This is a genomic window from Mycobacterium sp. (assembly GCF_050701675.1).
Lineage (GTDB): Bacteria > Actinomycetota > Actinomycetes > Mycobacteriales > Mycobacteriaceae > Mycobacterium.
Genome location: NZ_JBOGDD010000596.1, coordinates 1 through 10,833 on the forward strand (window position 1 = coordinate 1; position 10,833 = coordinate 10,833).

13 protein-coding genes and 1 pseudogene are annotated in these 10,833 nt (G+C 66.5%); 2 read left to right on the top strand and 12 right to left on the bottom strand.

Going from position 1 to position 10,833, the window contains the following annotated elements; all coding sequences use genetic code 11:
- Positions 1–950: pseudogene (acnA, locus tag ACRDUX_RS18290) on the top strand (aconitate hydratase); the annotation flags it as partial.
- 27 nt (positions 951–977) lie between these two features.
- A complete protein-coding gene (locus ACRDUX_RS18295; protein ID WP_526415436.1) occupies positions 978–1,541 on the top strand; it encodes a TetR/AcrR family transcriptional regulator in 564 nt (187 codons plus the stop codon).
- Between the two features lie 3 nt (positions 1,542–1,544).
- Here the strand turns inward: ACRDUX_RS18295 and ACRDUX_RS18300 are convergent, their stop codons facing one another.
- The 12 genes from ACRDUX_RS18300 to ACRDUX_RS18355 form a co-directional block, all read right to left on the bottom strand.
- Positions 1,545–1,733, bottom strand: a complete 189-nt coding sequence (locus ACRDUX_RS18300; protein ID WP_526415437.1) for a helix-turn-helix domain-containing protein — start codon at positions 1,731–1,733, stop codon at positions 1,545–1,547.
- A gap of 68 nt (positions 1,734–1,801) precedes the next feature.
- Positions 1,802–3,430, bottom strand: a complete 1,629-nt coding sequence (locus ACRDUX_RS18305; protein WP_526415438.1) for an ABC-F family ATP-binding cassette domain-containing protein — start codon at positions 3,428–3,430, stop codon at positions 1,802–1,804.
- A 29-nt stretch (positions 3,431–3,459) separates the two neighbouring features.
- Complete coding sequence (locus ACRDUX_RS18310; RefSeq protein ID WP_526415439.1) at positions 3,460–4,296, bottom strand: enoyl-CoA hydratase; 837 nt, start codon at positions 4,294–4,296, stop codon at positions 3,460–3,462.
- 17 nt (positions 4,297–4,313) lie between these two features.
- Positions 4,314–4,679, bottom strand: coding sequence for a thioredoxin (gene trxA / locus ACRDUX_RS18315; RefSeq protein ID WP_526415440.1), 366 nt, complete (start codon positions 4,677–4,679; stop codon positions 4,314–4,316).
- Between the two features lie 70 nt (positions 4,680–4,749).
- A complete protein-coding gene (locus ACRDUX_RS18320; protein ID WP_526415441.1) occupies positions 4,750–5,856 on the bottom strand; it encodes an NADH:flavin oxidoreductase in 1,107 nt (368 codons plus the stop codon).
- Positions 5,857–5,909: 53 nt separating this feature from the next.
- The gene (locus ACRDUX_RS18325; RefSeq protein WP_526415442.1) at positions 5,910–6,533 is read right to left on the bottom strand and encodes a hypothetical protein; all 624 of its coding nucleotides are present in this window, start codon (positions 6,531–6,533) and stop codon (positions 5,910–5,912) included.
- A gap of 10 nt (positions 6,534–6,543) precedes the next feature.
- Positions 6,544–6,924 (bottom strand): metal-sulfur cluster assembly factor, encoded by a 381-nt coding sequence (locus tag ACRDUX_RS18330; RefSeq protein ID WP_526415443.1) that lies wholly within the window; start codon positions 6,922–6,924, stop codon positions 6,544–6,546.
- Complete coding sequence (sufU, locus tag ACRDUX_RS18335) at positions 6,921–7,388, bottom strand: Fe-S cluster assembly sulfur transfer protein SufU (protein ID WP_526415447.1); 468 nt, start codon at positions 7,386–7,388, stop codon at positions 6,921–6,923. Before sufU ends, ACRDUX_RS18330 begins: the two co-directional genes overlap by 4 nt.
- A 14-nt stretch (positions 7,389–7,402) precedes the next feature.
- On the bottom strand, positions 7,403–8,659 hold the full coding sequence (locus tag ACRDUX_RS18340) for a cysteine desulfurase (protein ID WP_526415444.1): 1,257 nt from the start codon (positions 8,657–8,659) through the stop codon (positions 7,403–7,405).
- 12 nt (positions 8,660–8,671) lie between these two features.
- The gene (sufC, locus tag ACRDUX_RS18345) at positions 8,672–9,445 is read right to left on the bottom strand and encodes a Fe-S cluster assembly ATPase SufC (RefSeq protein WP_526415445.1); all 774 of its coding nucleotides are present in this window, start codon (positions 9,443–9,445) and stop codon (positions 8,672–8,674) included.
- A gap of 1 nt (position 9,446) precedes the next feature.
- Entirely contained in the window at positions 9,447–10,655 is a 1,209-nt protein-coding gene (sufD, locus tag ACRDUX_RS18350; protein WP_526415446.1) for a Fe-S cluster assembly protein SufD, read from the bottom strand.
- Positions 10,655–10,833, bottom strand: a 179-nt coding sequence (locus ACRDUX_RS18355) for a SufD family Fe-S cluster assembly protein (protein ID WP_526415448.1), incomplete at its 5' end; no start/stop codon positions are given. The genes sufD and ACRDUX_RS18355, both read right to left, overlap by 1 nt.

Consider the following 10,833-nt stretch of genomic DNA (forward strand, 5'->3'; position numbering starts at 1 on the left):
TCCTGAAGGACATCTGGCCGTCGTCGAAGGAGATCTCCGACGTCATCGCATCGTCGATCGACAGGAAGATGTTCACCGACAGCTACGCCGACGTGTTCAAGGGTGACGAGCGCTGGCGGAACCTCCCCACCCCTGAGGGCAAGACGTTCGACTGGGACCCGAAGTCGACGTACGTGCGCAAGCCACCGTACTTCGACGGCATGCCTGCCGAACCGGAGCCCGTGACCAACATCTCTGGCGCAAGAGTCCTTGCACTGCTTGGTGATTCGGTGACCACCGATCACATCTCCCCGGCGGGCAACATCAAGGCAGGCACTCCCGCAGCGCAGTACCTCGAGGAGAACGGCGTCGCCAAGTTGGACTACAACTCCTACGGCTCCAGGCGCGGCAACCACGAGGTGATGATTCGCGGAACCTTCGCGAACATCCGGCTCAAGAACCAACTGCTCGACGACGTCTCGGGCGGCTACACCCGCGACTTCACTCAGGACGGCGGCCCGCAGGCCTTCATCTACGACGCAGCGCAGAACTACGCGGCGCAGGGCATTCCGCTGGTGGTGCTCGGCGGCAAGGAGTACGGGTCCGGTTCTTCGCGGGACTGGGCGGCCAAGGGCACCAGCCTGCTCGGCGTGCGCGCGGTCATCACCGAGTCGTTCGAGCGGATCCACCGCTCGAACCTCATCGGCATGGGCGTCGTCCCTCTGCAGTTCCCGCCAGGCGAGTCGGCGTCGTCGCTCAAGCTGGACGGCACCGAGACGTTCGACATCTCCGGCGTCGAGGACCTCAACGAGGGCAAGACTCCCAAGACGATGCACGTCACCGCCACCAAGGAGGACGGTTCCAAGGTCGAGTTCGACGCGGTGGTCCGCATCGACACTCCTGGAGAGGCGGACTACTACCGCAATGGCGGCATCCTGCAGTACGTGCTGCGAAACATGCTCAAGGCCTGATCGCCTACTGAGAGAGAGGGTGTTTCGTTGCCCAGGGTGACCGACGACCATCTGGCGGCGCGCCGTCGCCAGATTCTCGACGGCGCCCGGCGGTGCTTCGCGGAGTACGGATACGAGAGAGCGACCGTGCGGCGGCTCGAGCAGACCATCGGGCTGTCGCGCGGCGCCATCTTTCATCACTTCCGCGACAAGGACACCCTGTTCTTCGAGCTGGCCCGCGAGGACGCCGAGCGGATGGCGGAGGTCGCCTCCCGCGAGGGGCTGATTCAGGTGATGCGGGACCTGCTGGCCGCACCGGACCAGTTCGATTGGCTGGCAACACGTCTCGAGATCGCGCGCAAGCTGCGCAACGACCCCGAGTTCCACCGCGGCTGGGCCGATCGATCGCTGGAATTGTCCGAGGCCACCACCGAGCGTCTGCGAAAGCAGAAGCAGGCGGGGCGATTACGTGACGACGTACCCAGCGACGTGCTCCAGACCTACCTCGATCTGGTTCTCGACGGACTCGTCACCCGGCTCGCATCGGGCGAGCAACCCGACCGGCTGAGCGCCGTCCTCGATCTGGTCGAGGCGTCGGTTCGCCAGCAGTAGCAGCTAGCGCCTGCCCCGGTGGTTCGGGCCACCGCGGCTGCGCATGGTCGTACCAGACTCGCGCAGCATGCTGTGGATGGATCCGTACGACTTGCCGGTGGTGGCTACCAGAGTCCGGATGCTCGCACCCTTCTCGTACTCGTGACGCAGCTGGTCGAGCAACTCTTCCCTGGACTTGTCCAGTTCATTCATCTACATTTCCCATCTCCCAGATGCCTTGTTGGTACCCGGAGGGGAGGCTCTTCAATCAGGCCAGTGGGTCACGCGAGTTCGATGAGGTCGCGGTACTCCTCGGACCAGTAGTCCTCGGTGCCGTCGGGCAACAACACGACCCGCTGGGGGTCCAGGGCCTCGGCCGCGCCAGGATCGTGCGTCACCAGGACGACGGCTCCCTGGTAGCTGCGCAGGGCATCGAGCACCTGCTCGCGCGAGGCAGGATCGAGGTTGTTGGTCGGCTCGTCGAGCAGCAGCACGTTGGCCGTCGACGCCACCAGCCCGGCCAGTGCCAGCCGGGTCTTCTCACCACCGGACAGCGTGCCGGCCGGCTGGTCCAGCTGCGGCCCGGTGAACATGAAGGCACCGAGAAGGCTGCGCAGCTCCTGCTCACCGGTGTCGGGCGCGGCATGGCGGATGTTCTCCCACACCGATGCGAGTCCGTCGATGGTGTCGTGTTCCTGCGCGAAGTATCCGAGTTTGAGACCGTGGCCGGGCTCGATCGCCCCGGCGTCCGCGGCCTCCGTTCCCGCCAGGATGCGCAGCAGCGTGGTCTTGCCCGCGCCGTTGAGGCCGAGTACGACGACGCGCGACCCCTTGTCGATCGCCAGGTCGACGCCGGTGAAGATCTCCAGCGAGCCGTAGGTCTTGGTGAGCCCCTTGCCGACCAGTGGGGTGCGACCGCACACGGCGGGCGTCGGGAACCTGATCTTGGCGACCTTGTCGGCAACACGTTCATCGTCGAGTTCGGCGATCATGCGCTCGGCACGCCGCAGCATGTTCTGCGCCGCAACGGCTTTGGTTGCCTTGGCGCCCATCTTGGCGGCCTGGGTGCGCAGCGCGGAGGCCTTCTTCTCGGCATTGGCGCGTTCCCGGCGCCTGCGCTGCTCGTCGGTGGCGCGGGCATCGAGATACTTCTGCCAGCTCATGTTGTAGACGTCTGCCTCGCCGCGGACGGCGTCGAGGAACCACACCCGGTTGACGACGTCGTCGAGGAGTTCGACGTTGTGGCTGATGACCACGAGACCGCCGGTGTGGTTCTGCAGGAAGGTGCGTAGCCACCCGATGGAGTCGGCGTCGAGGTGGTTGGTGGGCTCGTCGAGCAGCAACGTGGTGTCCGACCCCGAACCGGTGTCGGAGGCGGCGAACAGGATCCGGCTCAGCTCGACGCGGCGTCGCTGGCCACCGGATAGCGTGCGCAACGGCTGGGTCAGAATCCGTTCCGGCAGGCCGAGGCTCGCACAGATGCGGCCCGCCTCGCTCTCGGCGGCGTACCCGCCGAGAGCGGCGAACCGCTCTTCGAGTTGGCCATACCGTTTCACCGCCTTGTCCCGCGCGGTGTCGTCGGCGACCTCGGCCATGATGGTCTGCTGCTTCTCGAGGTCGGTGAGCAGGGTGTCCAGCCCGCGTGCCGAGAGCACCCGGTCGCGAGCCAGCATGTCCAGGTCGCCCTCTCGGGGATCCTGTGGCAGGTAGCCGACCTCACCGGTGCGCTCGACGGCGCCGGCGTAGGGCTCACCTTCACCGGCCAGGATGCGCATCGTCGTGGTCTTGCCTGCCCCGTTGCGGCCGACGAGGCCGATCCGGTCGCCCGGCTGAATGCGCAGGGCGGCGCCGTCGATGGCCAGCAGCGTGCGCGCGCCAGCGCGGACCTCGAGGTCCGTTGCGGTGATCACGCTGCACTCCTAGTTTTTTCGTCTGATGGCTACTTGTCGTCACTGAAGACTGCGGGGCGTTTCTCGGCTCGCGCCGCCACCGCTTCCTCGAAGTTGGCGGTGAGCAGGCGCACGTAGAGTTGTCCCAGACCTTCAGCCTGCATGTGACCCTCCAGGCTACCGGCCTCCAGTCCACTCCAGAGCGTGCGCTTGGTCAACTCGATTCCCGGCCGCGAGAACGCGGCGATGCGCTGGGCCATCTGATAGCACGTGTCGAGGAGGTCGTCGTCGGGCACCGCGCGCGACACCAGGCCGATGCGTTCGGCCTCTTCGGCGTCGATGTCTCGTCCGGTCAGCATCAGCTCGAACGCCCGTGAGGTGCCAATTGCCTTGGGCAGCAGGTAGGACAGGCCGAGCTCGCTGGCAGTGAGACCGTTGTTGATGCCCGCGGCCCGGAAGTAGGCTCCCGCGGCGGCGACGCGGATGTCGCACGCCAGCGCGAGGCACAACCCGCCGCCGATCGCCGCGCCGTTGACCGCCGCGATGACCGGCTGGTGCATCTTCCGTATGGCGAGAATCACGTCGTCGAGCACTTCCATCGACCGCAGCGCGAACGTGGGGCGGGTCAGACCGTCGACGTGCGGCACCGAACCCGCCGACTTGTGATCGGCGCCGGAGGAGAACCCGCGGCCCGCGCCCGTCAGCACGACCACGCGGACCTCGTTGTCGTGGGTCAGCTCGTCGAGGGCCTGCTTCAGCGGGATCATGACGTCGAACGCCATCGAGTTCATCCGCTCGGGCCTGTTCAGCGTCACCAACGCGACGTGCGGTTGCGGGTGGTCGACGAGGACCAGCGGCAGGGTTTTCGGCTCACTCACGGAGTGCACGCTATCGCGTGCGGCCGCTACGCCTGTCCTGCTTGGGCGCCCTCGGCGATGGCAGCGTCGACGTCGAACTCCTTGATCTTCTCGATCACGTTCTCGAGTTCGGCGGCAGGCAGCATGCCGGAGTGCCGGAAGACCATGTGGCCCTTCTTGAACGCCATCAACGTCGGGATGGCCTGGATCTCGGCGGCGGCCGCCAGACCCTGCTCCGCTTCGGTGTCTACTTTGGCGTGTACGACGTCCGGATGCTTGTCCGACGATGCGGAGTACGTCGGCGCGAATGCGCGACACGGCCCGCACCAAGAGGCCCAGAAGTCGACAAGCACGATCTCGTTGTCGGTAACGGTGTCGTTGAACTGTTCGGTGGTGATGTCTTGCGTGCTCATTTTTCTCCTAACGTCGGTTCTTACCTGGTTGTTCCCACTATGTGGAACGGGCGTGTGGGTCCGGGTGCGGTCAGCGCAGCTCGCTCAGCGCCGCCTCGGCGTCGTAACCATTGAACCCGTCGAGCTCGTCATCTCGTAGCTTGTTTACCCAAGTCGGGTCCGCCAGAAGCGACCGGCCGACGGCGACGACGTCGAACTCGCCCGCCTCGAACTGTGAAACGACCCCGTCGACCGGCGCGGGGGCGATCACCTCACCGGGCTTACCGCCACGGTGGGCGGTCTCCAGACCGACCGAACCGACGGCGATCACCGGCGCACCCGTGACCTTCTTGGTCCACCCGGCCAGGCTGAGCACCGGATCCGCGTCGGGGAAGGCCGGGACGTAGTGCCGCCGCGTCGACGGATGGAAGACGTCGACACCGGCATCCACCAGCGGTGCCAGCACTTCCTGGAGTTCGGCGGGGTCGGCGGCGATGACGGCGTCGAAGTCGGTCGCCTTCCACTGCGAGAACCGGAAGATGATCGGATAGTCCGGACCGACTGCCTCGCGGATCGCGGACACGACCTCGGCGGGGAACCGGGTCCGGTTCGCCAGCGAGCCACCGTAACCGTCGGTGCGCAGATTGGTCCTGTCCCAGAGGAACTCGTCGAGGAGATAGCCGTGCGCGCCGTGAATCTCAACGGCGTCGAAGCCGACCTGGCGGGCATTGAGCGCCGCCTGTCCGTAGAGGTCGGCGACGTAGCCGAGTTCACTGGCCGCCAGCGCGCGCCCCTTGGGCTCGCCGAGTCCGTTGACCCCGGACGGCCCCACCGGCACGACACCGTCGGCGTCGTTGCGCTCGGAGCCCTGATGCCACAGCTGGGCGGCGACGACGGCACCTGCTGCGTGCACCGCATCGGTGACCCTCTGCCAGCCGTCGAGGGCGGCGTCGCCGGCGAGTGTGGGTACCGACGCCGGGAAGCCTGCCGCCGGGTCGGACAGCCGGATGCCCTCGGTGATGACGAGGCCCACCCCACCCGCGGCGCGGCGGGCGTAGTAGTCAGCGACGTCCTGGCCGGGCACACCCCCCGGTGAGGCCTGCCGTGTCATCGGCGCCATGGCGAACCGGTTGGGGATGGTCATCGACCGCACGGTCAGCGGTTGGAAGAATTCACTGGCACCTGCTACGACGCTCACGTTGCGGTGCAACGCACTTCGCCGGGCCGGAGATTCCCTTGCATTCGCGGCGATCACAACTCTTTGCGGCCGCGCTCGAAGAACTCGGCGATGTCGGCCGCGAGCTGGTCGACGTCGTGCGAGGGGTCCAGCGTCACGAACGCACCGAACGGGGCGTTCCAGAACGCGCCGATCCGCGAGGTCCACGGCCCGACGTAGGCATACGGCAGCGGATGGAAGCCGTCGCCTGGCGAGACCCCGTAGTTCACCTCGTCGTCGGTGACGGCGACGTCGAAGTGCTCGGGCCAGAGCACCGGATGTTGTTCCAGCAGAGTGGTTGCCAGCGCGAACCCGCCCGCATACAGGCTTCGGTGCACGAGCTCTGCCGATTCCGGGTCGATGCTGAGCACGTCATCGCTGGACAGCGGATCGACGATCTCGTATACGCCGTCGGGCGGACCGATCTCCAAACCGGTGGCCAGTGCGAGCGCACCGACCGTTCCGGTGAGCGGCGCGGAGTCCTCCCCCCACACCAGTTCGGAGCCGTGTACCGCCACCGGTATCGAAACGGCCGTGAAGCCGTCGGGACGGACGGCTAGCCGAATGGTCCCTGCCGAGCGGTACTGGGGACCGGCGACGAAGCTCTCGGCAATGCCGCGGAGTTGGCGGCGGGTGGAGACATAGGCCTCGTTGTCCATCGCGCCGGGCTCAGACCGTGAAGCCGAGGGCTCTCAGCTGCTCGCGTCCGTCCTCGGTGATCTTGTCCGGGCCCCACGGCGGGTTCCACACCCAATTGATCTTGATCTCGCTGACGAGGCCCGCCCCCACTAGCGCCGTGCGGGACTGGTCCTCGATGACGTCGGTCAGGGGGCAGGCCGCCGAGGTCAGCGTCATGTCGATCAGCGCGACCTTGGAGCCGGCCTCGCCCTCTTCGATGTTCAGCCCGTAGACCAACCCGAGGTCGACGACGTTGATGCCGAGCTCGGGGTCGACGACGTCGCGCATCGCCTCCTCGAGGTCGGCGAACGTCTCCTCGTCCAGTGCGGACACCGATCCCCCGCTTGCATCCTCCGGAACCGTCTCGGTCATCGTCCTGCCTCCTCTAGGTCTGCGTCTGATTCTGCACTCGCCTGGGCCAGTGCGTCCTTGAAAGCCATCCAGCCCAGCAGCGCACACTTCACCCGCGCCGGGTACTTCGCCACGCCCGCGAACGCGATGCCGTCGCCGATGACGTCCTCATCGCCCTCGACGTTTCCTCGCGAGGAGACCATCTCGGTGAACGCCGCTACCGTCTTCAGCGCTGCGCCCACGCTCTGTCCGATGACCTGATCGGTGAGCACCGACGTGGCCGCCTGGCTGATGGAGCAGCCCTGTCCGTCATACGAGATGTCGGTGACCGTGTCACCGTCGGAGGACAGCGCCACCCGCAACGTCACCTCGTCACCGCAGGTCGGATTGATGTGATGCACCTCAGACCCGAAGGGCTCGCGAAGCCCGCGATGATGCGGGTGCTTGTAGTGATCGAGGATCACTTCCTGGTACATCTGTTCCATTCGCACGGGGCGACTCATTCCCGTCCGAAGAACTCGATGGCCCGCTTGATCCCCGCTACCAACCGGTCCACCTCGTCCAGCGAGTTGTACACGGCGAACGACGCCCGCGCGGTGGCCGCGATCCCGAAGCGCCGGTGCAACGGCCATGCGCAGTGGTGACCGACCCGGACCGCGACGCCCTCGTCGTCGAGCACCTGGCCCACGTCGTGCGCGTGAATTCCGTCGACGACGAAGCTCACCGGTGAACCCCTCAGCTCCATCGAGCTGGGGCCGATGAGCCGCACGCCGTCGAGGTTCGACAGTCCCTCCAGCGCCGCGGCGACCAGTTCGTTCTCGTGCGCTTCGACGGCGTCCATCCCGATCGCGCTCAAATATCTTGCGGCCGCTGCCAAACCAACCACCTGCGACGTCATCGGAGTGCCGGCCTCGAAGCGCTGCGGAGCGGGCGCGTACGTCGTGGCCTCCATCGTCACGGTCTCGATCATCGACCCGCCGGTGAGGAACGGTGGCATGGCGCTCAGTAGTTCACGCCGGCCGTACAGCACGCCGATCCCGGTGGGACCCAACATCTTGTGGCCGGAGAAGGCCGCGAAGTCGACATCGAGTGCGTGGAAGTCGACGGGCTGATGCGGCACCGACTGGCAGGCGTCGAGCACGGTCAGCGCGCCGACGGACTTGGCGCGGGCGACCAATTCGGCGACCGGTGCGACGGCGCCGGTGACGTTCGAATGATGGCTGAACGCAACGACCTTCACGCGCCCGTCGAGCTGCAGCGAGTCCAGGTCGATGCGGCCGTCCTCGGTGACGCCGTACCAACGCAGCGTCGCTCCGGTCCGCTGGGCAAGTTCCTGCCACGGGATCAGGTTGGCGTGATGTTCCAGCTCGGTGGTCACGATCACGTCCCCCGGGCCGACGGCACGGTCGAACCGAACGTCTCCAAGAACGTACGACACCAGGTTGATCGACTCGGTGGCGTTCTTGGTGAAGACGAGCTCATCGGCGTCGGCGCCGACGAAGGCCGCGATGTCCTCACGGCCCTGCTCGTAGGCGTCGGTCGACTCCTCCATCAGCTGGTGCGCGCCGCGGTGCACCGCACCGTTGGACGTGGTCAGGAAGTCGCGTTCGGCGTCGAGCACCTGGAGTGGCTTCTGCGACGTCGCTCCGGAATCCAAGTACGCCAACTGGTTTCCGCCGCGCATCACTCTGCTCAGGATCGGGAAGTCGGTCCTGATCGCAGTGAGGTCGAGCGGGCGGGTGACCTGAACGGTCATGCTGTGTCCTCCCTAGGCTCCTGCGGCCGCAGCCTGAGTGAAGCGCTCGTAGCCGTTCTCCTCGAGTTCGTCGGCCAGCTCCGGGCCGCCGGACTCGATGATCCGGCCGTCGAAGAAGACGTGCACGAACTGGGGCTGGATGTAGCGCAGAATGCGGGTGTAGTGCGTGATCAGCAGGACACCTGCATTCTCGGCTGCGGCGTAGCGGTTCACACCCTCGCTGACCACCCGAAGCGCGTCGACGTCGAGGCCTGAGTCGGTCTCGTCGAGGATGGCGATCTTGGGCTTGAGCAGACCGAGCTGCAGAATCTCGTGGCGCTTCTTCTCGCCGCCCGAGAACCCTTCGTTGACACTGCGCTCGCTGAATGCCGGGTCGATGTCCAGATCGCTCATCGCGGTCTTGACCTCCTTGACCCAGTGCCGCAGCTTGGGCGCCTCGCCGCGGACCGCGGTGGCCGCCGTGCGCAGGAAATTCGACATCGAGACGCCCGGTACCTCGACCGGGTACTGCATCGCGAGGAACAGACCCGCGCGGGCGCGCTCGTCGATGCTCATCTCGAGGACGTTCTCACCGTCGAGGGTGATCGAGCCGGAGGTGACGGTGTACTTGGGGTGTCCAGCGATCGCATAGGACAGCGTCGACTTGCCGGATCCGTTCGGCCCCATCACCGCATGGGTCTCCCCCGACTTCACGGTGAGGTTGACGCCCTTGAGGATTTCGATGTCGGCGCCGCCCTCTGCCGAGATGACGGAGGCGTGCAGGTCCTTGACTTCCAGTGTGGTCATGTCAGCTGTTTCTCGATTCGGTGATCGCTAGTTCTCGTTCAATGGCTTCGGTAAGGCGCTCGCGCACCGCGGGTACGGCGATCTTGGCGATGATCTCGCCGAAGAAGCCACGGACCACGAGGCGACGTGCCTGCGCCTCCGGAATGCCGCGGGCGCGTAGGTAGAACAACTGCTCGTCGTCGAAACGTCCCGTGGCACTCGCGTGCCCGGCGCCGACGATCTCCCCCGTCTCGATCTCCAGGTTGGGCACCGAGTCGGCACGGGCGCCATCGGTGAGCACCAGGTTGCGATTCGCTTCGTAGGTGTCGGTGCCGGTGGCCTCCGCGCGGATCAGCACGTCGCCGATCCAGACGGTGTGCGCGTCGGGCTTCTTCGAGTCCGGATCACCCTGCAACGCACCCTTGTACAGCACGTCGGACTTGCAGTTCGGCTGCGCATGATCGATCAGCAGGCGTGACTCGAAGTGCTGGCCGTCATCGGCGAAGTAGGTGCCGAGCATCTGCGCGTTGCCACCGGGGCCGTCGAACCGCACGGTCGCCGAGGTCCGGACGACGTCACCGCCGAGGGTGACGGCGACGTGGCCGAGCACCGAGTCCTTGCCGAGGCGGGCGTGATGCGAGCTGACGTGCACCATGTCGTCTGCCCAGTCGGCGATCCAGATGACGCCGACGCCGGCGGCGTCGTCAACGATGATCTCGACGTTGTCGGCGTAGGTCCCGCTGCCACGAAGGTCGACGACGACGATGGCCCTGGACAACTCCTCGACACGGATCTGCAGGTGGCCGTATGCCGTCGCACCCTCACCGGGACCATTGATGACGATCTCGATGGGCTCGGACACCTCGGTGTCCCGCGCGACGGTGACGATGGTCGCCTGATCGAACGACGAGAACGCCTGCGCGGCAACCCGATCGGCGGGCACGCCGCCCTGACCGAGCCGCTCGTCACCCCGAGCGACGGTCTCCACCGTCACGCCGGGACGCTCGCCGACCTCGATGAGCGCACGGCCGGTCGCGGGTGCGGAGCCGTCGTGCAGGCCACGCAGCCGCCTCAGCGGGGTGAACCGCCACAGTTCGTCACGACCGCCGGGCACCTCGAAGGCGTCGACGTCGAAGGAGGAGAACAGTTCGCCCTTGTTGAGGGCAGTCAGTGTCGATCCACCGTTCTTCACGCCCTCGGCGGCTTCGGTCAGATTGTTGCTCGCGCCCATCAACCGACCGCGCCTTCCATCTGCAATTCGATCAGCCGGTTGAGCTCGAGCGCGTACTCCATCGGGAGCTCCTTCGCGATCGGTTCCACGAAGCCGCGGACCACCATCGCCATGGCCTCGTCCTCGGTCATCCCGCGGCTCATCAGGTAGAACAGCTGATCGGCGCTGACCTTGGAGA